The organism is Tenacibaculum sp. IB213877 (assembly GCF_034043975.1).
In the GTDB taxonomy this organism is placed as follows: domain Bacteria; phylum Bacteroidota; class Bacteroidia; order Flavobacteriales; family Flavobacteriaceae; genus Polaribacter.
The window spans coordinates 461,294-484,917 of record NZ_JAXCHH010000004.1; the positions used below are offsets into that span (position 1 = coordinate 461,294).

At 31.0% G+C, this 23,624-nt stretch carries 28 protein-coding genes; 5 read left to right on the top strand and 23 right to left on the bottom strand.

Translation table 11 applies throughout. From position 1 onward, the window contains the following. Nucleotides 1–20: 20 nt before the first annotated feature. The 9 genes from SLH33_RS05520 to SLH33_RS05560 form a co-directional block, all read right to left on the bottom strand. Nucleotides 21–440, bottom strand: coding sequence for an HYC_CC_PP family protein (locus SLH33_RS05520; protein ID WP_320418071.1), 420 nt, complete (start codon nt 438–440; stop codon nt 21–23). 21 nt (nt 441–461) lie between these two features. Next, nucleotides 462–818, bottom strand: coding sequence for a hypothetical protein (locus SLH33_RS05525; RefSeq protein ID WP_320418072.1), 357 nt, complete (start codon nt 816–818; stop codon nt 462–464). Between the two features lie 28 nt (nt 819–846). After that, the gene (locus tag SLH33_RS05530; RefSeq protein ID WP_320418073.1) at nt 847–1,824 is read right to left on the bottom strand and encodes a polyprenyl synthetase family protein; all 978 of its coding nucleotides are present in this window, start codon (nt 1,822–1,824) and stop codon (nt 847–849) included. A gap of 83 nt (nt 1,825–1,907) precedes the next feature. Next, entirely contained in the window at nt 1,908–2,948 is a 1,041-nt protein-coding gene (rlmN, locus tag SLH33_RS05535) for a 23S rRNA (adenine(2503)-C(2))-methyltransferase RlmN (protein WP_320418074.1), read from the bottom strand. A gap of 72 nt (nt 2,949–3,020) precedes the next feature. Beyond that, entirely contained in the window at nt 3,021–4,070 is a 1,050-nt protein-coding gene (gene queA, locus SLH33_RS05540) for a tRNA preQ1(34) S-adenosylmethionine ribosyltransferase-isomerase QueA (protein WP_320418075.1), read from the bottom strand. Nucleotides 4,071–4,179: 109 nt separating this feature from the next. Continuing rightward, nucleotides 4,180–5,412, bottom strand: coding sequence for a 3-phosphoshikimate 1-carboxyvinyltransferase (locus tag SLH33_RS05545; protein WP_320418076.1), 1,233 nt, complete (start codon nt 5,410–5,412; stop codon nt 4,180–4,182). A gap of 2 nt (nt 5,413–5,414) precedes the next feature. After that, nucleotides 5,415–5,663 carry a hypothetical protein gene (locus SLH33_RS05550; protein WP_320418077.1) on the bottom strand — a complete coding sequence of 83 codons (249 nt, stop codon included), beginning with the start codon at nt 5,661–5,663 and terminating at the stop codon, nt 5,415–5,417. Beyond that, the gene (locus SLH33_RS05555) at nt 5,663–5,989 is read right to left on the bottom strand and encodes a nucleotide pyrophosphohydrolase (RefSeq protein WP_132792797.1); all 327 of its coding nucleotides are present in this window, start codon (nt 5,987–5,989) and stop codon (nt 5,663–5,665) included. The genes SLH33_RS05550 and SLH33_RS05555 overlap by 1 nt, the downstream gene beginning before the upstream one ends. Nucleotides 5,990–6,024: 35 nt before the next feature. Further along, nucleotides 6,025–7,236 (bottom strand): MFS transporter, encoded by a 1,212-nt coding sequence (locus SLH33_RS05560; RefSeq protein ID WP_320418078.1) that lies wholly within the window; start codon nt 7,234–7,236, stop codon nt 6,025–6,027. Between the two features lie 323 nt (nt 7,237–7,559). On the opposite strand from SLH33_RS05560, the gene SLH33_RS05565 reads away from it, so the two are divergent. Continuing rightward, nucleotides 7,560–8,093, top strand: coding sequence for a DUF4252 domain-containing protein (locus SLH33_RS05565; RefSeq protein WP_320418079.1), 534 nt, complete (start codon nt 7,560–7,562; stop codon nt 8,091–8,093). A 2-nt stretch (nt 8,094–8,095) separates the two neighbouring features. After that, complete coding sequence (locus SLH33_RS05570) at nt 8,096–8,704, top strand: DUF1684 domain-containing protein (protein WP_320418080.1); 609 nt, start codon at nt 8,096–8,098, stop codon at nt 8,702–8,704. An 88-nt stretch (nt 8,705–8,792) separates the two neighbouring features. Here SLH33_RS05570 and SLH33_RS05575 read toward each other — a convergent pair whose 3' ends face one another. From SLH33_RS05575 to SLH33_RS05605, 7 genes are all read right to left on the bottom strand, one after another. Then, complete coding sequence (locus tag SLH33_RS05575; RefSeq protein WP_320418081.1) at nt 8,793–10,025, bottom strand: ammonium transporter; 1,233 nt, start codon at nt 10,023–10,025, stop codon at nt 8,793–8,795. An 8-nt stretch (nt 10,026–10,033) separates the two neighbouring features. Next, a complete protein-coding gene (locus SLH33_RS05580) occupies nt 10,034–10,372 on the bottom strand; it encodes a P-II family nitrogen regulator (RefSeq protein ID WP_320418082.1) in 339 nt (112 codons plus the stop codon). A gap of 151 nt (nt 10,373–10,523) precedes the next feature. After that, a complete protein-coding gene (locus SLH33_RS05585) occupies nt 10,524–11,228 on the bottom strand; it encodes a crotonase/enoyl-CoA hydratase family protein (protein ID WP_320418083.1) in 705 nt (234 codons plus the stop codon). Then, nucleotides 11,229–11,600, bottom strand: coding sequence for a fluoride efflux transporter CrcB (gene crcB, locus SLH33_RS05590; protein ID WP_320418084.1), 372 nt, complete (start codon nt 11,598–11,600; stop codon nt 11,229–11,231). A gap of 60 nt (nt 11,601–11,660) precedes the next feature. After that, nucleotides 11,661–12,677, bottom strand: coding sequence for an SRPBCC family protein (locus SLH33_RS05595; protein ID WP_320418085.1), 1,017 nt, complete (start codon nt 12,675–12,677; stop codon nt 11,661–11,663). 48 nt (nt 12,678–12,725) lie between these two features. Further along, the gene (locus SLH33_RS05600; RefSeq protein ID WP_320418086.1) at nt 12,726–13,691 is read right to left on the bottom strand and encodes a DoxX family protein; all 966 of its coding nucleotides are present in this window, start codon (nt 13,689–13,691) and stop codon (nt 12,726–12,728) included. A 19-nt stretch (nt 13,692–13,710) separates the two neighbouring features. Continuing rightward, nucleotides 13,711–14,256 carry a DUF1599 domain-containing protein gene (locus tag SLH33_RS05605; protein WP_320418087.1) on the bottom strand — a complete coding sequence of 182 codons (546 nt, stop codon included), beginning with the start codon at nt 14,254–14,256 and terminating at the stop codon, nt 13,711–13,713. 94 nt (nt 14,257–14,350) lie between these two features. Here SLH33_RS05605 and folP point away from each other — a divergent pair, with 94 nt between their 5' ends. Together folP and cdaA are read left to right on the top strand one after the other, a co-directional pair. Continuing rightward, entirely contained in the window at nt 14,351–15,172 is an 822-nt protein-coding gene (folP, locus tag SLH33_RS05610; RefSeq protein ID WP_320418088.1) for a dihydropteroate synthase, read from the top strand. Between the two features lie 36 nt (nt 15,173–15,208). Then, nucleotides 15,209–15,991 carry a diadenylate cyclase CdaA gene (cdaA, locus tag SLH33_RS05615; protein ID WP_320418089.1) on the top strand — a complete coding sequence of 261 codons (783 nt, stop codon included), beginning with the start codon at nt 15,209–15,211 and terminating at the stop codon, nt 15,989–15,991. Nucleotides 15,992–16,046: 55 nt separating this feature from the next. On the opposite strand, the gene SLH33_RS05620 is transcribed toward cdaA, so the two are convergent. The 3 genes from SLH33_RS05620 to truA form a co-directional block, all read right to left on the bottom strand. After that, nucleotides 16,047–16,490 (bottom strand): hypothetical protein, encoded by a 444-nt coding sequence (locus SLH33_RS05620; RefSeq protein WP_320418090.1) that lies wholly within the window; start codon nt 16,488–16,490, stop codon nt 16,047–16,049. 78 nt (nt 16,491–16,568) lie between these two features. After that, nucleotides 16,569–18,353: an ABC transporter ATP-binding protein gene (locus tag SLH33_RS05625; protein ID WP_320418091.1), complete on the bottom strand. Its 1,785-nt coding sequence runs from the start codon at nt 18,351–18,353 to the stop codon at nt 16,569–16,571. Between the two features lie 25 nt (nt 18,354–18,378). Next, nucleotides 18,379–19,122, bottom strand: coding sequence for a tRNA pseudouridine(38-40) synthase TruA (gene truA / locus SLH33_RS05630; RefSeq protein WP_320418092.1), 744 nt, complete (start codon nt 19,120–19,122; stop codon nt 18,379–18,381). Nucleotides 19,123–19,186: 64 nt separating this feature from the next. Between truA and SLH33_RS05635 the strand changes: the two genes are divergently transcribed. Then, the gene (locus SLH33_RS05635) at nt 19,187–19,684 is read left to right on the top strand and encodes a metallophosphoesterase family protein (protein ID WP_320418093.1); all 498 of its coding nucleotides are present in this window, start codon (nt 19,187–19,189) and stop codon (nt 19,682–19,684) included. Here SLH33_RS05635 and SLH33_RS05640 read toward each other — a convergent pair. From SLH33_RS05640 to SLH33_RS05655, 4 genes are all read right to left on the bottom strand, one after another. Further along, nucleotides 19,671–21,443, bottom strand: a complete 1,773-nt coding sequence (locus SLH33_RS05640) for a sensor histidine kinase (RefSeq protein ID WP_320418094.1) — start codon at nt 21,441–21,443, stop codon at nt 19,671–19,673. The two genes, SLH33_RS05635 and SLH33_RS05640, sit on opposite strands and share 14 nt — an antisense overlap. Before the next feature lie 13 nt (nt 21,444–21,456). Further along, entirely contained in the window at nt 21,457–22,140 is a 684-nt protein-coding gene (locus tag SLH33_RS05645) for a hypothetical protein (RefSeq protein WP_320418095.1), read from the bottom strand. 120 nt (nt 22,141–22,260) lie between these two features. Beyond that, complete coding sequence (locus SLH33_RS05650) at nt 22,261–22,917, bottom strand: response regulator transcription factor (protein ID WP_320418096.1); 657 nt, start codon at nt 22,915–22,917, stop codon at nt 22,261–22,263. 229 nt (nt 22,918–23,146) lie between these two features. After that, on the bottom strand, nt 23,147–23,578 hold the full coding sequence (locus SLH33_RS05655; RefSeq protein ID WP_320418097.1) for a DUF4293 domain-containing protein: 432 nt from the start codon (nt 23,576–23,578) through the stop codon (nt 23,147–23,149). Nucleotides 23,579–23,624 lie beyond the last annotated feature (46 nt).

Here is a 23,624-nt window from a genome sequence, read left to right on the forward strand (position 1 = left end):
GACAATACTAGAACATGAAATCATATGATAAATACTTCGTGAAGTACCTGTATATCGGTGACTAAATTGGGTGGTGAGTAATCTTTATGAGGTACAATTTGTTTTTCTAAATTCTTAAACAAATCGTTATATGAAAATACAAAAGCTATTAAAAACTGTTGCTTTTCTAAATCAAATTTTTCAGCTGATGCTGTTTGTAAATCATCTTGACCATCCACCTGCTGAATTTCATCTTTACAACATTTTTTCTTTTTTAGGGTAGTAGAAGATTCGCAGTCTGTCGTTCCTTTGGTCATATCACAACCTTGAGCTTCTCCAAAATAGGAAACATCCACTAAAAAATCGCCACAAAAATGCTTTTCTATCGTTAATGAAAACGTAGACAACAATACCAAAAAGGCTAATAGTAACGATGATATTTTAGCGAAATTTGCTTTCATATTTGGTACAAAGATACTAATTTAAAAACTAATCTTCTGTTTTTCAGCCTCAATTAACAATACTTTATATAAACTTTCTTCTTGAGTTTTTGTAATTTTATTAAGAAAACCATTCCTAGCATAAAAACTAATTTCTGGATTAGTTTTATGAACTAAGACTATTATAGGTTGACCAAATTTCCATGCTTTAAAAAATTCTTTTTCCTTTCCTGATAAAATCAAAGAATCGTTAACACAATATACATAGTCCATTAGTTTATTGTATGAATCATCAAATACAGAAGAGGTTGAATAAACTTTTGTGACCACTCCTTGTACTTCATAAAAATCATTCTCATTATAATCTTCATACTTCTTTTTAGTGTTACAGGAGATCATCAATACACTAAAAAAAATTACAAAAATTTTAAATTTTACGTTCAACCACATAATCAATCATTTGGAGTAGCGAAGTTTTATATTCAGAATCTGGATAATTATTAAGAATGGCCAACGCTTTGTTTTTGTAATCGTGCATTTTAGCGGTAGTATATTCCAATCCGCCATTTTCTTTTACAAAAGCAATCACTTCTTTTACACGTTTTTTATTGGTGTTGTGTTTTTTTATAGAATTGATTAACCAACTTTTGTCTTTTGGAGAACAATTGTTCAATGTATAAATGAGTGGAAGTGTCATTTTTTGTTCTTTAATGTCAATTCCTGTTGGTTTACCAATTTTATCGTCTGTATAATCAAATAAATCATCTTTAATTTGGAATGCTATACCAATGTATTCTCCAAACTTTCTCATTTTTTGTACAGTTTCATTATTTGCTCCTACAGATGCTGCTCCAATTCCACAACATGCCGCAATTAATGTTGCTGTTTTCTGACGAATGATTTCAAAATATACATCTTCTGTAATATCAAGCTTTCTGGCTTTTTCAATTTGTAGTAATTCTCCTTCACTCATCTCTCGCACAGCGATTGAAATGAGTTTCAACAGATCAAAATCTTCATTATCAATAGAAAGTAATAATCCTTTAGAAAGTAGAAAATCACCGACTAAAACTGCAATTTTATTTTTCCAAAGGGCATTGATAGAAAAAAATCCACGACGACGATTACTATCATCCACTACATCATCATGTACCAAAGTAGCGGTGTGAATTAACTCAACAATAGAAGCTCCTCGATAGGTTCGCTCATCAAAACCACCATTGGATACCATTTTTGCAACCAAAAACACAAACATTGGTCGCATTTGTTTTCCTTTTCTACGGACTATGTAATAGGTAATTCGGTTTAATAATGGAACCTTAGACAACATTGAATCTTTAAACTTAGACTCAAAGAGTTCTATTTCTTTAGCAATTGGAAGTTTTATTTGCTCTACTGCTTTCATTCAGACATCAAAAGTAGAAAATATATTTTGAATGAAAGATTTTAAAAAGAAAGATTGTATAAGATTTGATTCCTTTTTTAAACTTATGATTTATTTGCTAATTGTCCACAAGCCGCATCAATATCCTTTCCTCTTGAGCGACGCACATTTACCACAATATCGTTCATTTCTAGGTTAGATATATAATTGTTTAACGCTCTTTCTGAGGCTTGTTGAAACTCACCATCATCAATTGGATTGTACTCAATTAAGTTTACTTTTGAAGGAATATATTTACAGAATTGTACCAAGGCATCAATATCTTCTTCTCTATCGTTTATTCCTTGCCAAACCACATATTCATAGGTTACTTTTCGTTTGGTTTTAGCGTACCAATATTCCAGAGCTTCTTTTAAATCTGTTAACGGAAAAGTAGCATTAAAAGGCATGATTGAAGTACGAACCTCATCAATAGCTGAATGTAATGAAACCGCTAAATTGAATTTTACCTCATCATCTGCCATTTTCTTGATTATTTTAGGTACTCCAGATGTTGAAACTACAATACGCTTAGGCGACATTCCTAACCCTTCTGGTGAGGTAATTTTATCAATGGCTTTTATTACATTATTGTAATTCATTAAAGGTTCACCCATACCCATAAATACAATATTGGAAAGTTTGTGGTTGTGGTACAGTCTACTTTGTTTATCAATAGCAACCACCTGATCATAAATTTCATCCGGATTTAGATTACGCATACGCTTCAAACGCGCTGTAGCACAAAATTTACAATCTAAACTACAACCTACTTGACTTGAAACACAAGCCGTAGTACGAGTTTCAGTAGGAATTAATACCGACTCCACTATCAATCCATCATGTAATTTGATGGCATTTTTAATAGTTCCATCGTTACTTTTTTGCATAGCATCTACCTCAATATGATTTATTACAAAGTTCTCGTCTAACATTTCACGAGTTTTCTTTGAAAGATTGGTCATATCGTCAAAAGAATGTGCTGCTTTATGCCATAACCATTCATACACTTGATTTCCACGGAAAGCTTTATCGCCATTTTCTACAAAAAAATCACGTAATTGCTCTTTGGTTAATGCACGTATGTCTTTTTTCTTGGGCTTCATCTATATAAAAATATGAAAAAACCTCACAGTAACTACAACTGTGAGGCTTGTAACTTACTATTAGGTAAAATTTTATAAAATTAACATCGCATCTCCGTACGAATAAAACTTATATTTTTCTTTAATTGCTTCTTTGTAAGCTTTCATCATAAAATCATGACCTGCAAATGCAGATACCATCATTAATAAAGTAGATTTTGGTGTATGAAAATTAGTAACCATACAATTTGCAATACTAAAATCATATGGAGGAAAAATAAATTTATTAGTCCATCCTTCAAATTCATTTAATCTACCATTTGCGGAAACAGATGATTCTACAGTACGCATTACAGTTGTACCTACTGCACAAATTTTACGTTTGTTTTCTATTGCACTATTTACTGTTTTGCATGCTGATTCTGGTATTACAATTTGCTCAGAATCCATTTTATGCTTAGATAAATCTTCAACTTCAACTGGGTTAAACGTACCTAAACCTACGTGTAATGTCATTTCAGCAAAATCAACACCTTTAATCTCTAAACGTTTCATTAAGTGCTTAGAAAAGTGTAACCCAGCTGTTGGTGCTGCTACGGCTCCTTCATTTTTAGCAAAAATGGTTTGGTAACGCTCTTCATCTTCAGGTTCAACTTCACGCTTAATGTATTTAGGTAACGGTGTTTCTCCTAATTCAATTAGTTTTTTTCTGAATTCTTCATAAGAACCATCAAATAAGAAACGTAAAGTTCTACCACGAGAAGTAGTATTATCAATAACTTCTGCAACTAAACTTTCATCATCACCAAAGAATAATTTATTACCAATACGAATCTTACGAGCAGGATCTACCAAGACATCCCACAATCTGTGTTCTGAATTCAACTCACGTAATAAAAACACTTCAATTCTTGCTCCGGTTTTTTCTTTATTACCGTACATACGAGCAGGAAAAACCTTAGTGTTATTCAACATCATTACATCTCCTTCATCAAAATAATCTATTAAATCTTTAAACAACTTATGTTCAATAGTTTGCTCTTTACGATTTAACACCATTAAGCGTGCTTCATCTCTATGTTCTGATGGGTATTCTGCCAATAATTCTTTTGGCAAATCAAAGTCAAATTCAGATAATTTCATTTAGTACTTGTACTTTAGGTTAAATGAACCTTACGGTTGCATTTGTAATATTTATTAACAGGGGGCAAATATACGATATCCAAACAGGGCTTGTCAAGCAAATCGGTGTTTATTTTATTTCCTCAGATATTATGCCAACGCTGTCTAAATTTTGCCAAAAACTTCTGTATGATTTAGTTACTACATCTGCCTCAAGTATAGTAATGGAAACTTTTAAAGCCAACGGTGCAAATGCCATGGCCATTCGATGATCGTTATAGGTTTTAATTGCAATGTTCTCTTTAATTTCTTTACATGTTTTTAAATGTAAACTATCATTGGTAACAGTAATATCAGCTCCCAATTTGGTTAGCTCTTCACGTAATGCTTCTAACCTATCCGTTTCTTTAATTTTTAAGGTATGTAAACCCGTTAAATCACACGCAAAACCTAAACCAAAAGCAGTAACTGCAATTGTTTGCGCAATATCCGGAGCGTTTTTTAAATCGGCAGTAATTGTTTTTTCATCAAAAGAAATATCTTCTTTTTCTAAAGTGATCGAATTCTTATCAAACGTTGTTTGAACTCCAAAGCGTTGATAAATTTCTGCCAAACAACTATCTCCCTGTAAACTTTCTTTATTGTAAGCGGATAAAGTTACCTTTGAACCAACTTCACTTAAAGCTATTAACGAATACCAATAGGAAGCTGAACTCCAATCAGCCTCTACTACCAAAGTTTGTTTCTTAATTTCTTTTTTAGGCTGAATTAAAATGGTGTTTCCTTCAAAATTTGCCTTAATTCCTATTTGATTGAGTAAACTCAATGTCATTTTTATATACGGAACGGAGGTTATTTTTCCTTCTAAATGAATTTCTAATCCTTTAGGTAAACTGGCAGCTATCAACATTAATGCAGAAATGTACTGACTACTCACATTTCCGTTGATTGACACTTTACTCTGGGCAAGCTCTTTACCAGTGATTTTTAATGGTGGATACCCCTCTTTTTCTACATACTGAATATCGGCTCCTACATCACGAAGTGCATCAACTAAAATTCCGATTGGGCGATTGTGCATACGTTCAGAACCGCGTAAAACTTTAGTTTTACCCTTTTGTGAAGCAAAAAATGCGGTTAAAAAGCGCATTGCGGTTCCTGCATGACCAATATCTACCTCTTCCTCATCCGTAGTTAAAGCATGTTGCAAGTGTACAGTATCATCAGAATCAGATAAATTTTCAATGGTTATTTCAGGGAATAATTTCTGTAAAATCAATAATCTATTGCTTTCACTTTTAGAGCCTGAAATAGTAATATGCTTACCTGAAATAAGTTTATTCTTTTGTAAAAATAAATCCAAAATTACTTCATATTTTTATTGGTTACGTACATTCCGTATCCTAAACTGATTACTATTTTACTTAACCAAAAACGCATCCATTTTCCTTCTGAAAACAATTTTTGATTGATTGCTTCAAAGTTACCTGAAGTAACTTCATCCCAAGCGGTAAATAAAAATGAAAAAATGGTAACAATAATAAAAAATGGTAATGCTACTCTAAAAACATTAGCCCAAAATACTTTTTGTTGAAATTTATCTACTAATGACATTATTTTAGTTTTTCGTTATTATGATGACGATCGTGATCGCGTTTGGTTTTTAAATCTAACTTCTTATCAAAAGCTTCTTGTAGGTTTACTCCGGTTTGGTTAGCCAAACACAACACCACAAATACCACGTCAGCTAACTCTTCACCTAAATCTTTTTGTTTATCGCTTTCTTTTTCACTTTGTTCTCCGTATCTACGAGCAATAATACGCGCTACTTCACCAACTTCTTCGGTTAATTGTGCCATATTGGTTAGCTCATTAAAATAGCGAACTCCGTGGTTTTTAATCCAATCGTCAACCTGTTTTTGTGCGTCTTGTATATTCATGGTTCTTCTTTCTATTTATAAAAATTCAAAGATACTTATTCAGTTTTAGTTTCTTTAACCATTCTCATTTTTAAAATGCACATAAAAACGCCACTTAATGCTGCCAATAAAAAAATAACATACCAAGTGTTGCTAAACCCTATTTTATCTACCATTTGCATTCCTGAGTTATGTCCAAAAATATGTGCTACTGAAAATGCAGCACTATACAGCGCCATATACTCTCCTTGATTTCCTCTTTTGGCTCTTTGCATAGCAAAAGCATTTGAGAATGGGAAAGCTATCATTTCTCCAATAGTCATTAACAACATACCAATAATCAATACTCCAACCCATACACTTAGATTTAATATAAGTATACTTCCTGCTAATAGAATTCCACCAAAAATCATCAACCCAATTTTTGAGTATGAGCTTCCTTCTAACCATTTTACCAAAGGCATTTCTAACAAGAAAATAACAAATCCGTTCATACCCATTAACAAACCAATATTGAATTCTGATAAATGATGGATTTCTTTGTAAAACAAAGGAATGGTAGAAAAATATTGTAAAAACACAATTCCGAAAAGCATCATTGAAATTAAGAAAATTAAATACGGTTTATCTGCATACACCGATTCCGGATTCTCATTTTTAAGTTCATCTAACACTTTTACTTTTTTAGGGTTTAATACATTCAGTAATAAAATTGCTGCCAACACACAAGTAATTCCATCTACCCAAAACAAACCTTGATATCCTAAAGAAGTAATAATAAAACCACCAATAGCAGGTCCTGCCGAAAACCCTAAATTGATTGCTAACCTAATTAAAGTTACCGATCGTGTTTTGTTTTCTGGTTTGCTATATGTACTCAAAGCCACAAACATTGCAGGCCTAAAAGTATCTGCTACTAACATTAACACAAAGATTGAAGCACAAAAACCTTCGAAAGTGGTAACATACTGTAACAACACAAATAGTACTCCCGTAAAAAATAAACTTCCTAACATTACTTTGTATGGACCTATTTTATCAGTAAGCTTTCCTCCTAACCAAGAGCCCACAACAGATCCTAATCCGAAGAAAGACATGATCCATCCTACATCTACTAAGGTAAATTCTAGACTTTGTGTAAGGTATAATGATAAAAACGGAATAACCATTGTACCCGCCCTATTGATGAGTGTTATAAGTGATAACCACCATACTTCTTTTGATAAACCTTCAAAAGTACTGAGGTAATTTGCATATATTTTTTTCATTGTTGTAGTTAGTTGTTTGGTTGTATAAAAATAAAAAGTCCGACTTTTCAGTCGGACTTTTACGTATTGTATAATTTTATATAGATATAACATTTACACATAAAAAGCCCAACATTTCTGTGATGAATTCACCGATGTACATTGCTTATATGTATAAATTGCTTTCATTATTTCTTGTTTACCTCACAAACATAGTTAAAATATACATTGGTTGTATGTTAAAAAATTGTTTTGTGTGTTAATTTAATTTTGATGAAATTAGCTAACGAACGATAGCTATATTGAAATGTTAACATCAATGTAGTAGCAAAAAATCAAAACCTATGAAAAAAACACTTATAACACTTACTTTACTTTTACTATTTATTTCTTGCGGAAGTAGTAAAAGTTTTCAATCGTTTTTTAACGATTATAAAAATGATGTAGGAGTTACCGCATTTCAGGTTCCTAATTTTATGAGAGCCTTGTTAGGGTCTATTTCACCCGAAATGAATGGAGTTTTTAGTAACATCCATGATTTTAAATTCATGACTTTTAACAAAATTACTCCTAGCAAACAACTAGAGCTCATTCATCAAATGAATTTAGTTACTGCAACCCATTACACGGATATTTTACGTCAAAATACTCCTGAAAGAACCAAAATTTTATCGGTTATTGAAGCTGGAGATGTGGTAAAACAAGCTATTGTATTTAACTCTACATTAGAAAAAACCTCGGTATTTTATTTAAAAGGGAGTTTTGACCCAAATCAGCTGAGAAAAATTTCAGAAACCAATCAGTTTGAAGAGCTATCAACCAAATTATTATCAAACTATCAATTACCCAACAATCAAGGAATCATTCCTAATAATTAATTATGAAACAACTTTTAACATTACTGATTTTTTCAGTTTTAGTATCCTGCAATTCTCAAAACAAAAGAGCGCCTTTAGGAAAATCTGAATTTCAACGTAAATTAAATGCCGATTTTAAAGATGCAAGTAAATCGCCCCTTACCAAAAAAGGGTTAAAAAACTTTAAAGGATTAGATTTTTTCCCAATCAATGATACTTTTAAAGTACAAGCTAAACTTACAAAAACACCGGATGCTCCTCTTTTTAAATTTCCAACAACTACCGATAGAATAGCAACCTATAAAAAATACGGAATTGTAAATTTTACCATTAACGGACAAGATTTTCAACTAGATATTTATCAAGATGAAAAACCTAAACCAGAGTATAAAGATTATTTATTTTTACCTTTTTTAGATAAAACTAACGGTAAAACTTCGTATTCTGGAGGTAGATTTGTTGAAGTTTTTACTTCGGATGAAAACAAAGACGGAACCATTACTATTGATTTTAACAAAGCTTACAATCCGTATTGTGCGTATAGTAACCGATATTCTTGCCCTATTACACCCAGAAATAATTATTTAGATATTGAAGTAAACGCTGGCGTTATGGCTTATGATAAAAAATAAATCGTCATTTGAGTATAACGAAGTAATCCTAAAAAAAGATCACTTCGTTGTTTTCTCCTTATAATGACGATTTTATTAAAAGTAGTAGTTAATGTTCATTCATTCTAAAGTCTGAATACGCAGAAATTCCATGTTCATGAATATCCAAACCTTCTAATTCTTCTTTCTCGCTTACGCGTAATCCAATTGTTTTTTTCAATGTAAAAAGAATAATTCCGGAAGTTAGCACACAAAAAGCTGCCACTGCCAATACTCCATAAAATTGATGTAATAGTTGTTCCCAACCTGCTAAATCACCAAAAATACCCACAGCTAACGTTCCCCAAATACCACATACCAAGTGTACAGAAATAGCACCTACCGGATCATCTAATTTTAAACGATCGATTGCTGCTACAGCCAATACAATTAAAACTCCAGCTATAAAACCAATAACAATAGCATCAATAACACCCATTTTATCCGCTCCTGCAGTAATACCAACCAAACCGCCTAAAACTCCGTTTAGCAACATAGATAAGTCATTTTCTTTATACTTGATAAATGATACCAAAAAAGCGCCAAAACCACCTGCTGCCGCTGCTAAACATGTAGTTACTAATACTAAAGAAGTGGCTCCTGGATCTGCAGATAATACTGAACCTCCGTTAAATCCAAACCATCCAAACCATAACAAAAATACTCCTGCTGTGGCTAGTGGCATATTATGACCGGGAATAACACTAATTTTTCCTTTTCTAAATTTGCCAATTCTTGCTCCTAACAACCAAACAGCTACTACTGCTGCCCATCCACCAACAGAATGCACTATGGTTGATCCTGCAAAATCATAAAAGCCTAATTTTTCTAAGAAGCCTCCGCCCCATTTCCACATGCCTACAATAGGATATACAAGCCCCACATAAAGTGTAGAAAAGATCATAAAACTTCCTATTTGCACTCTTTCTGCCACTGCTCCTGATACAATAGTTGCGGCCGTTGCAGCAAACATTGCTTGGAATAAAAATTCTGTCCAATAAGTATATTGCCCGTTATAATAAGAGGCTGTTAATCCGTTTGCGGGAAGCTCCAACCCAAAACCTGAAAAACCAAAAATACCTCCTGCAAATTCCGCTCCGGGATACATTAAATTAAACCCTAATAACGCATAGGTTAGTAACCCAATGATGATGATAATTACGTTTTTAAATAGAATATTAACGGTATTTTTAGCTCTGGTTAAGCCAATTTCCAATAAAGAAAAGCCTAAGTGCATAATAAAAACCAGTGCTATGCACAACATCATCCATAAATTATTGACTGTAAATAGTGTATTTTCCATAGTTTTTTTTATTGAAGTGAATCTGTTCCTTTTTCTTTAGTTCGTATTCTGTAGGCTTCTTCTACTGGCAGTACAAATATTTTTCCATCGCCCACCTCACCGGTATATGCAGTTTCTAATAACACCTTAAGTGTTTTTTCTACAAAATGATCGGAAACAACAATAGATAACATTCTTCGAGGAATTTCTGAAGTACTATAGCTTACCCCTCGGTATACATGACCTTTCTTTTCGTTACCCACTCCGGTAACATCCCAATAGGTCAGGAAATTTACTTCAATTTCATGCAACGCATCTCTAACATCTTCAAACGTAGATCTGCGGATAATAGCTTCTATTTTTTTCATAAATGAGATTGATTAGATGCTCTCAAAAATAAAAGAAGCTCTATTATAATCAAAAGAAAATGAGATGATTACCTCATTTTTATCGAATTAAAAAAAATAACTCCTTAAAAAAAGGAGTTATTAATTTTAAGGGTTAATTTTTATGATTTCTTTATTTTGCGCTGAACAATATTTCTTCTTTAAGATCTAATTCAATTGCTTTTTGCAAATTTTCTAAAACTGCTTTTCTTACTTTTAATTTGGTTTGTGCATGGGCTTTTTTATTTAACTGCCCAAACATTTGTGCAATTTTAGTCGCTGTAGGTAATAAATGTTCTTCTGGAACAATTTTATCTAAAAATCCGGCAGTTACTGCATCTTTAGGACTATACATTTCTGAATTATTGACGCTTCTTTCAAAATATACCGGAACCAATTTGTTTTTTGCGAGTTCAATTCCTGCATGGTGCATGGTCATACCAATCATTACTTCATTCAATCCAATTTTAAAATCACCTTCTGTACCTAATCTATAATCTGCAGATAATAATAAAAATGCTCCTTTTGCTACTGCATGACCATTACAAGCTACAATTATAGGCATTGGAAACGACAGCATTCTGCGTGCTAATGTAGAACCTTTACTTACTAATTCTTTTGCTGATTCAGGTGATTGGGTCATTACTTTTAAGTCGTATCCTCCAGATAAAATTCCGTCTTTTCCTGTTAAAATGACTACTTTTTCTTCCTGCTCTGCTTTGGTTAAGCACTCGTTAATTTCATCAATTACTTCATGAGAAATAGCATTTACTTTACCATTTTCTATTTTAATAATGGCGTAATTGTCTTGAGATGTATAGTGTACTAAATTGTTCATTTATATATATTTTACTAAAAAAATTCCTGCAAACACAGCTAAAAAACCTACCACAAAACTTGCAATAGTATAGAAAGCAAAAGAAGTAAAATCTCCTGCTTTTAAAAATACATGATTTTCATAAGCAAAGGTTGAAAATGTAGTAAAACCACCACAAAATCCTGTAGCTAATAAAAGTGTGTGATTTTGGGTCAACGCTTCATTTTTAGCTGCCAATCCTAAGATAACACCAATAAATAAACTACCTAAAATATTGGCTAAAAAAGTACCATAAGGAATACCACTTTGTGAACTGTTTAGCATTTTACTTACTAAAAAACGCAAAATACTACCCGCTCCTCCTCCTACAAAAACTAAAAAAAGCTGTTTCATTTGCCGAAAATAAGAAAACCTCACAAAATTGTGAGGTTTTATAGTTTTATAAAATTAATTTTATTTGATCGGATAATAAATATCTGTTTGAATATCTGCTGGTTTTACTTTTGTTGGATCATTTACATACAACTCATAAATTGGCCAATTTGAAGTTAAATTATTAGCTTTTAAATATTCATCTATTTTGGTGTGCGCTTCGTAATCTCCATCACCATAATTACCATATTTTGAAATTACCACCGTTTTAGAACCCGGTATCTTAATAACTTCCATCCCTTCTGCGGGATTAATTTCTTTATCTAATAATACACCAATATGAAATTCCGTTTCACCTGTTTTTTCATCCCATTTATGATATAAAGCACCCGGAGTAAAATCGTCATATTTTAAACCTGCCTGCATTGCATACTCTCCTACTTTTGGCATAGAAGTTTGAAAAGCCTGCATCATAGCTTCTTGGTCTATTTTCATTTTATATGGAACTCCTAAAAACATTTTATCTTCTGTAAGTACTATCTTTCCTTCAGTAATTCGAAATTTTTTAGGCATCTCTTTTATGGCATTATCTAAGTTCAAAAGACCTTTTTCAAGCATAGGCCCTAACATTTTATCCCATCCGCCAGACATACTAGAAAACATTTTGAACATAAAAGGTGCTTTCTCATCTTTCATTGTCCATGTTATTTTAGTTCCTTCCGGTACTTCTTCAAAATCCCATAAAATATCACTCGGGTCGCTATTTCCAAATCGGATTTCTTGTCGGATTGATTTGTTAGGTTCTACTGCAATAGTTTTCATGCTTCCTGGGCCTTCTTTACTTGTCCAGCTATCACTAGCACCAACACCCACAGTTGTATCTCCATAAGTGACCACTATAGTACTATCTTCATCATGCCAAGGACCCCATTTTTCCCAGGTTTTGATGTCGTTTACCGCATTGTAAACATCCGTAATAGGATATTTTACAACTTTGGATCTTGAAACTTGATAGCTACCCGGTTGCATGGATATATATAGCAAACCTACCACTACAAACCCTAAAAAGAATAGTAACAGGTATCTTAAAAATTTCATACGTAAGTGTTTTTGGTTCTTTTATAAAGATACAAAAACTATTGACATTTAGTATTTTATATCTTCAACATCTCTCCAATTCCATTTCCCAGAAATAGTCCCTTTTTCAACGGTAATAACACCAGGATTTGCTCGAATGGCTGTTTTTAAAGCTGTTTCATCACAAAAAGCAAAAGTATAAGGCATGCCATACTCTTTTTGAGTAGCTTCTAAATCTTCAATATAGGATGCAGTTAATACATACACTTCATATCCATTGGCTTTCGCTTCTGCAGCTGCTTTTGCTACTGCTGGAATTCCTTCTTTTTCTGTTTTGTCGAAATTATACATTACTACAAGCATTGCTTTATCTTTAGCAAGCATTTCTTCTAGTTTATCTCCTTCATCTGTTTCTATCATGAAATCATGAATTGGAGGCACTTCTCCATCTCCTTGATATTTCATCCCTTCTTCAATATTATTTCCAATAGCATACGCTCTAAAATCAATAATTGGTAAGTGGTGTAATACATAATACACAATACTAAATGAAATTAGTATAGAGACAAGAGTTGTTATAGAAGCTACTTTTTCAGAAACAATTGGTTTAATGTATTTTAAACCTGCTATTAATACTGCAATTAAACCAATAAATATGATATTTTTATAAAAGGTCTGTTTTGGTGAAATTTTTATAGCGTCTCCAAAACAACCGCAATCTGTTACTTTATTATAAGTATATGAATACCATGTTAAAAACAAGAAAACCAAGGTTAAAGCAAACAAACTCCAAACGGTTATTTTTGGTTTGTATCCTACTAATAACATAATACCTAATACCAATTCTGCCACTACTAAAAGAATAGAAATGGGTAATGCTATTGGTATTAAAAATTCTAAGTTTAAAACTCCTTCACTAAAATATTCTTGCATTTTAAACTGAGTTCCCATTGGGTCTACTAGTTTAACAAAGCCCGAATAAACAAATAATACTCCTACAAGTACTCTTGAAATGTGTGTAAATAATTTTAACATAATTATGGGGATTAAAGATTTATTTTTTTTCTTCTGAAAGATGAACCATAGCAAATACCGCGTAATTGATCATATCTTGGTAATTGGCATCAATTCCTTCAGATACTAATGTTTTTCCTTTGTTATCTTCTATTTGTTTTACACGTAATAATTTTTGTAAAATTAAATCGGTTAAGGAAGAAACTCTCATATCACGCCACGCTTCACCGTAATCATGATTTTTATTCTCCATTAACTCTTTTGTAATTTTTACGTGTTTATTAAATTTTTCTGTGGCTTCTTCTGTGTTTAAATCAGGCTGTTCTACAACTCCTAATTCTAACTGAATCAAAGCCATTACAGAATAGTTTATAATTCCGATAAATTCAGATTTTTCTCCTTCATTAACTTTTCTAACTTCATTTTCTTGTAACTGACGGATGCGTTGTGCCTTGATAAAAATTTGATCGGTTAATGATGGTAAACGTAAAATACGCCATGCGCTTCCATAATCGGTCATTTTTTTTACAAATAAACTTCGGCATTCTTCAATAACTGCATCGTACTGTTTTGATGTGTTTTGCATTGTATTTCTTCTGAATAAATCACGTAAAAATAGCAAAACAAAAAGTTTATCATTTATTTTTGCTTAAAAATTTACTAAAAAGCCTAAAAAAATAATGACTATTAATTGTCGAGGTACTTTAATTAATCTTTCAACACCAAAGGTTATGGGTATTTTAAATATTACCCCTGATTCCTTTTTTGACGGTGGAAAATATAAAAATGAAAAAGATATTCTTGCTCAAGTTGAAAAAATGCTGACTGATGGTGCTACGTTTATTGACGTTGGTGCTTATTCATCTCGTCCAGGAGCTACTCATATTTCTGAAAAAGAAGAATTACAACGAATTGTTCCTGTAATTGAATTATTGGTTAAAAATTATCCTGAAATTATTATATCTGTTGATACTTTTAGAAGCAAAATAGCTGAAAAAACAATTGAAGCAGGTGCGGCAATTATCAACGATATTTCTGGAGGAAAAATGGATGAAAATATGTTTGCAACAGTTGCGGAATTACAAGTTCCATATATTATTATGCATATGCAAGGAACTCCTCAAAACATGCAGAAAAATCCGCACTATGAAAACATTACCAAAGAGCTTATTTCTTTTTTTTCAGAGCAAATTTTTAAATTACATCAACTAAAAGTAAATGATATTATTATAGATGTTGGTTTTGGCTTTGGCAAAAGCCTTGAACATAATTACGAACTGCTTAAAAAGCTTTCTTTTTTTAACAGTTTAGACGTTCCTATGCTTGCTGGAATTTCTAGAAAATCAATGTTATACAAACCCCTTAATATATCTGCTCAAAAAGCTTTAAATGCTACAACTGTTGCCAATACTATTGCGTTATTGAATGGGGCAAATATTTTACGTGTTCATGATGTTAAAGAAGCTATGGAAGCTATTAAAATTGTAAAACACATCCAGTAAAAATTCCTTACTTTTACCCAAAATGCACCAAGAATAATGAATTTAGATTTTATTAATTTTTCTTTTTTAGATATCCTTGATATTATTCTTGTAGCTATTTTGCTATACTACATTTATAAACTTTTAAAAGGTACAGTAGCCATTAATATTGTTATTGGTATTGCTTTAATTTTCTTAATTTGGAAAGTTACTCAAACTCTCCAAATGGAAATGTTAAGTGGTATTTTAGGATACTTACTTTCTGGTGGGGTAATAGCTTTAATCATAGTTTTTCAACAAGAAATTAGAAAGTTTTTACTAATGATTGGAACCACTAACTTCAAAAGCAAAAATGGTTTTTTAACTCAACTTAAATTTTTGCAATCTGAAATTAATGCAGATATAGATGTTGATACTATTATTAAAACACTACAATCTTTTTCAAAAACAAAAACGGGAGCTTTAATTGTAATAGAACGAACAAACAAGCTAGATTTTTTGGTGAATACGGGTGATAAAATGAATGCTTTAATAAATGAAGCTATTTTAGAAAGTATTTTTTATAAGAATAGTCCGTTACACGATGGCGCTACTATTATTAGAGATAATTATATTATTGCTACCCGTGTTATTCTACCCGTTTCAAACAACACTAAAATTCCTGGGCGTTTTGGTTTACGCCATAGAGCTGCAATTGGTGTAACCGAAAGAACTGATGCTGTTTGCTTATTGGTTTCTGAAGAAACAGGAGAAATCTCTTATATTAAAGATGGTGAATTTGTACTGTATAAAGGTATTGAGCAACTTATCGAAAAACTTAAAAAAGATGTATCTGAATAACAAAAAAGGCTCTCAAATGAGAACCTTTTTTATGTATTGAATGAATTATCTAAAATTATTTAGCCGGAGCCATTTTAGATTGGATAGCTGTCATTACTTCATTGTATTTCTTTTTAGCTTCATCGTCTAAATTAGCTACAATTTCTTTTCCTTCTTCAACTAATTCAGCACTTCTTTTTGCTAACTCAGAGTTTTTAACTACATCTCCTTTAACTTCAATGTAATCTTTTGCATACTCAGCATACGCTTTTAAGTGTTCAGCTACTTTAGGATCTTCAAATTCTGGAATAGTTACTCCTTCAATCGCAGACTCTACAGATTCAGCTACGTCTTCAGCAGCTTCTTTAGTTGCTTCTACAGCATCTTCTGTTGCTTCAGCAGCATCATTAGCTACAGCTTCAGTTGCATTTTTTACATCGTCACCAGCTTCTTTAGCCTTCTTACATGAAGTTGCTAATAAAGAACCAGCAACTAATACAGATAAAATTACTTTTTTCATTGTTAATGATTTTTTTAGTTTAAGATTGTATAACAAATGTAACATTTTGATTCTACTAATCAAATAAATATTACATATTTATACAGCTTCTGCACTAAATTGTTTATCATATAAATTCTTGTAGTAACCGCTCTCTTTTTGTAGTAATTCTTGATGACTACCTTTCTCTACTATCTTACCTTTATCCATTACAATAATGGTATCTGCCTTTTTAATAGTTGCTAATCTATGTGCAATAATTATAGAAGTTCTGTCTTTAGTAATTTCATCTGTTGCATATTGAATCATTTGCTCAGAATGCGTATCTACCGAAGATGTTGCTTCATCTAAAATTAAAATACTTGGTTTGCTAACATAAGCTCTTAAAAAAGCAATTAATTGGCGCTGACCTGAGGAAAGCATAATTCCTCTTTCTTTTACATTGTAATGATAATTATTTGGTAAACTCATAATAAAATCATGAATTCCTATTTGTTTAGCTGCTCTTTGAACATCTTCTAACGTAATAGATTCATCTTTTAAAGTGATGTTATTTAAAATACTATCAGAAAATAAAAATACATCCTGTAATACGACTGCTATTTTTTCTCTTAACGAGTTTATTTCATAGTTTTCAACCGAAATATCATCAATAGAAATATTTCCACTATCAATTTCATAAAAACGACTAATTAAATTAATAATGGTAGATTTTCCCGCTCCTGTAGATCCTACAATTGCAACTGTTTCTCCTTTTTTAACATCAAAAGATACTCCTTTTAAAACTTCTTCTTCTTTAACATAACTAAAATGAACGTTTTTAAAGCTAATCTTTCCTTGAATATCATCTGCTAATATTGTTCCTGTCTTGTTTATAAAACTGTTGGTATCTATAACTTTAAAAACACGTTCTCCAGCAACAATACCCATTTGAAGTTGATTAAATTTATCTGCAATTTGGCGAAGTGGCCTAAATAACATTTGAGACATTTGAATGAACCCTAAAATTGCACCAACGGTTACTCCATCATTCTTTACTGCTTGCGCAATTCCATTAACTAAAGTACTTGATTCACTATAACTTGAAATAACTTGCAAACCTCCAAACCAAACAATTAAACCAATTGCTATAGATGATAATATTTCTGCTATTGGAAAGAAAATTGAGTAATACCAAACTGTTTTTATATGTGCTTTTTTATGTTTATCATTAATTGCCATAAAGTTTTTATACTCAATCTTTTCTCTATTGAATAATTGTACTATTTTCATTCCTGTGACACGCTCTTGTACAAACCCATTTAAATTTGCTACCTGATTTCTTACATCTTGAAAGGTTGCTTTAATGGCTATTTGAAAAATTTTAGTCGCATAAATTAGTATAGGTAAAACGGCTAAAGCAATAAGTGCCAACTTCCAGTTAATTACAAACATTACTACCACTACAACCAGCATTTTTAAAACATCACTAACAATCATAAAAACGCCTTGTGAAAAGAAATTAGCAATGGTTTCGATGTCAGAAACTACACGTGTAACTAATCTTCCCACCGAGTTAGTGTCAAAATAACTCATTTTAAACTGCATAATATTTCGGAAAATTTTAGCTCGCATATCACGAATAATATGCTGACCAACCCAGTTTGCGTAATAAATAAAAGTAAATTGTAGTATGACTTGAATTAGCAATACTCCTGACATTAAAATAGTGAAAAATAACAGCCTGTCTAAATCTTTATTTACTGTAAAATCATCAACTGCTTTGTGTAATATTACTGGACTTGCCGCTGAAAATATGGACAATAATATTGTTGAAAGTGTTGCTACCCAAAATTGTACACGATATTTTTTTGCAAAACTCATAAGTCTTGCAAAAATTTTCATGTCAAATGCGTTTCCTGTATTGTTTTTACTCAAAATTTATATAATCGTATTTTACTCTTGTTAAAAATAATCCTTTGGCCGGAACTGAAACTCCTGCCTTACTTCTATTTTTGCTTTCTATTACTTTTTTAAAGTCTTCTAAAGAAAGTTTCCCTAACCCTACCTCTAAAAGGGTGCCAACAATTGCCCTAACCATATTTCTTAAAAACCTATTTGCTGAAATATAAAAAGTTAATTCAGCTCCATTTTGTTTCCATTCTGCGTTTGTTATGCTACAATTAAACGTATGAACATCTGTTTTTACTTTTGAGAAGCATTCAAAATCTTCATAATCATATAAAATTTTGGCAGCTTTATTCATTAAATCAATATTGATGTTTTTATAATTGAGTTGCCATGTTGTGTCTAATAAAAACGGATTTCTACCTAACCATATTTTATACTCATAACTTCTGCTTGTTGCATCAAACCGTGCATGAGCTTTATCATCAACCAAAATAGTGCTGTAAACCACTATATCATCAGGTAAAATGGCATTGAGTTTATAGGTGAAATTTTCATTCAATTCTTTATTAACATCAAAATGAGCATACATTTCAGATGCGTGTACACCAGTATCTGTTCTACCTGCTCCAACAATATTTATTTCCTGACGTAAAATAGTACTTATTGCTTTATTTATTTGCTCTTGAACTGTAATTACATCTGGTTGAATTTGCCACCCAAAATAACTCTTTCCTTTGTATGAAAGTTTTAAGAAATACCTCAAAAAAATTGTTGTTTTTTAAATAGCTAAGCTACGGATTTTATTTGGTTATTTGTACTTTGGCTCTGTGAAGAAAATTTTACTTTTATCAGACACCCACAGCTATATTGATGATCAAATATTAAAATTTGTAAATCAAGCTGATGAAGTATGGCATGCAGGTGATATTGGCGATTTGAATGTAACAGACACGATAAAAAAATTAAAACCTTTACGGGCTGTATATGGAAATATTGATGATAAAGATGCTCGTGCAGAATTTCCTTTGGACAATAAATTTGAAGTTGAAAATGTTTCGGTCTGGATAACTCATATTGGTGGTTATCCTGGGAAATATAATCATAGAGTTAAAGAAGAATTGAAAAAACATCCACCAAGACTTTTTATTTGTGGGCATTCACATATTTTAAAAGTTCAGTTTGACGAAAAGCTAAATTTATTACATATAAATCCTGGTGCTGCTGGTAAACACGGTTTTCATAAAGTAAGAACTATGATACGATTTGAGCTTGATGAAGGAAATATTAAAAACATGGAAGTGATTGAATTAACTAAGCGCTTTTAGTAATTTTTTTTCTAATTACAGGAACTTTAATAATAATTTTAGTCCCACTATTTTTATCGGATTCTACTTCAAAAGTACCACTTAACATATCAATCCTAGCCTTAATTTGATTCAACCCAATACCATCTTTACTCTTTTTAATATCAAAACCTTCTCCATCATCTTTTACCATAATTATTAAGAGGCCGTCTTCTTCTTCCATAGCTATGTAAGCTTTTTGAGCCTTGCTATGCTTTATAATATTATTAATTAGCTCCTGAACAATATTAAATATTTTGATCTCATAATCTTGTGTATATCTATTGACATTGGATATTGCAGTGTAAATTTTAAGATGTGAATTAGAGAATTTTTTTGCAGCATCTTTAATAGCGTATTCCAATCCAAATTTTAATAAAACTGATGAAACCAAGGTATGAGAAAGATCTCTAATTTTTTGTGAAGCTTCTAAAATAATTTGTTGCGATTTTTGAATTTCAATCGGAACGTCCTCTCCATATTGTTTTTGAGTAGCTTGTAAATGCATATTTGCAGAAGACAACAATGCACTTACATTATCGTGTAAAATCTCTGCTATTTGTTTTCTTTCAGATTCCTTACCATCAATAGCTGCATTAATTATTTTTGACTGTGCTTCAGACTTTAATTTATCTAATTTTCTTTGCTGCTCTAATTCATTTTTTGAGAGTTTTAAACTCAAGTCTTTTTGACGAAGTTTGTATAAGTTAGCTAAGTATAAGAACAATAAAGAAACCAGAACACCTACTATGCCTATAATCCAATTATTTCTTTCTAATGTTAACCGCTTATTTTCTTCAGCTTTTTTTACAATGTCTATATTATGTCTAAGTTCAATTTTTTTTATTTCTGCTTTTAATTTATCCTCATTTAAACTATCTCTAATATAATACGATTTTGTAACATACTCATATGCCGTATAATCTTTTAAGTTATATAATGACCATGCTAAATTATCATATAATAATTCTTTATATTCTATTGCTTCTTTATCAGTTTCTTCTTCTAGTAAATTTAGAGCTTTGATATAGTAAGTTTTTGCTTTTGAGAAATCTTTCTCCCTAATATATATAGTAGCTAAATTTGAGTAACTAGCCGCTAGGGCCATCTTATTTTGGTATTTTGAGTGAATCTCTATTGATTTGTTCAAATAATCTTCAGCTAAATCCAAGTTTACATTATCTCTAATATAAATAGCAGCTATATTTCCATAAGCATCCCCTTTAATCTTAACAAACTCGCTATTCAAGGAATTTAAAACTGTTATTTTATCTAAAAAAAACAATGCACTGTCTGTTTTCTTTTCTTTAATATATGAAGCAGATAATTTAAGAAACACCCTACTTTTTAACACCATATTTAAATTAGCATCTCCTTCATTAATTGTATTTTTATTTAGATTCTTTAAGGATCTTAAAGAATATTTTATACACTCTTCATAATTCTTAGTTTTAAATAAAATTTCAGATATTAAAAAATTAGTCTCAGCCTTAAAAATGTAGTCATTTTCATCTTCATACTTAATATCAAATAAGACTTTTAAAGCTTTCGTATATTCCTGAGTGTCATATAGTTTTTTAGCAATCTTATACCTTTTATAATGTACTCCAAGTGAATCCTTATTAATATCATAATTTAAATAAGAAAAAGCTAAGTCATTCGACTCAGCTCTTGTCTGTGAAAATAAAAATACAAATATAAGGGGGACTATTTTTTTTATTATAATTCTGAATAATAACAATTCTAATACTTTTTTAATCTCTTATTATGACTCTAGGAACCTTATCGTTTTCCAGATATGTCTCACTATTTTTAGTTGATGAAGAATTTACATAATTAATAAAGTCAATTTGTAAAATATCTTCTGATTTTACATAACTCTTTGAATATGTATTTGAATTTATGTTAGTTCCCAGAGGTTTTAAATGAATCTCATATATATGAGTATTTTCATTGTAATTAAAAACAACACTCACACCATTAGTAGTTACAAAATTCAATTCATATTCATTATTACCTAAATCAGTAATACTGTAGCTTTCCAAATAAGGAGAGCTCCTTTTACCCTCAAATTCAGATTTCTTTGCTAAAACAATATTCTCATCCTCTATAATAATAGTTCTTTTATTTGAACCATTTTCAAAAAAACCAATTTTTAATTGATCATTTTCAATATTTAGCCCTTGAGAGTAGTCTTGTTTCATAGCAACTTTCCCGTCATGCAAATGAATTTCATTAAAATTATTTTCATAGTTTTTAATGACTTCTACTGTTGAGCTTTCTTCTACCTTGTAATCAATAGAATACTTACCCTGAGCATCTTTTTTAATTTCATATTTTTTTAAAAGCGTTTTATCTTGCTCATTAATTTGCTCTTCAGATGTACAAGAAACCAATGCAACGCTAACAAACAGTATGTAAGTTACTATTTTTTTCATTATTTATTAAATTTAGAGGATTATTCTGTATTAAAAAATGTTTGGCAACATATGCATATATAGTTTTAAGGGCTTATTTTATTCGGGGAACTTCTATAAAATAATGATTGAAGGGAGACTCTAAACTATATTATTTTTAACAGCATACATTGCCAAACCTACCACATTCTTTACTTTTAATTTTTTATATAAACTTCTTCTGTGCGATTCAACCGTTTTAATTTTTAAATCTAGCTTATCAGCTATTTCAGAAGTACTTAATTCTTGTGTTATTAATTTTAAAATTTCAATTTCTCTATCAGTTAATGGTTCTTCAACCGTACTTTTAATAGACTCATCTGTTTTTGATTCATTTACATACAAATCGAACAAACTACTTTTAATATCATCACTATAATACTGTTCTCCTTTGTAAACAGCTTTAATAGCTTTTATTATATGATCACTTGCTGAACTCTTCTCAATAAATCCATTAGCACCTAAAGCAATCATTTCTTGTACTAACTTAGGATCACTTAACCCAGATAATATTATAGTTTTTTGAACTGTATTTCTTTTTTGAAATATTTTCAAAACTCCTATTCCATCTAATTCAGGCATATTAATATCTAATATTAAAATATCTACTGAATTATTTCTAGACCAATCTACAACCTCTCTACCTGTTAATGAAAAGCCCTCTACTTCAATACTTTCTTCCGTGTTTAATAACGCTATAACCCCTTCTATTAATATCTTATGGTCATCAGCGATGTGAACTTTGATTTTTTCCTTCATCGTTACGTTTACAAAACTATGTGGTTAAACTTTTACTACCAAATTACAAACACCCTCAATTTCATCTAAGGGTTTACCCTGAGCGTCTAAGGGTAAACCCTTAGATGAGTTTAAGGGACACCCCTTATTTTATTTTGATAATGTACTCAAAAATAAACAATTATGATATAACAAAAAACCGAGACTATGTCTCGGTTTTATTCGCACTAAATATACTAAGATGTTAGGGTTATCGTAATCTATCGACAGATTTTACAAGATCTTCATCCTTTTTAATGGCTTTATTTGCTAAAAATAACAGCAAAATAATAATAGAAGGAATAAACATCCCAATACCTTTCTCAGAAACTAATGCTTCTCCAGATAATGTTTGTGACAGATAAATCAATACTCCTAATAAAAGAAGATTTATCAAAATATTAATACGCCCCATTACAAATTGTAGCTTTCTATTTTTAAATAAAAAAATAGTGACAACCGATAATAAAGCTGAACAAAAAAATAAAATTGGTATTAACTTTTCAGTTATGGATGAACCAAAAAACAAATCGGTTATAAAAACACTTCCTTTTGAATTTGTCCATAAACTTACCAATAATGATACTCCTCCAGAAATAATTCCAGCTAACAAAAAGTATATAGATTGTATTCTTTGTATCATTTTTTTAATTCGGGTAGCAAATGTAATATTTCTTTTTTTAAAAAGA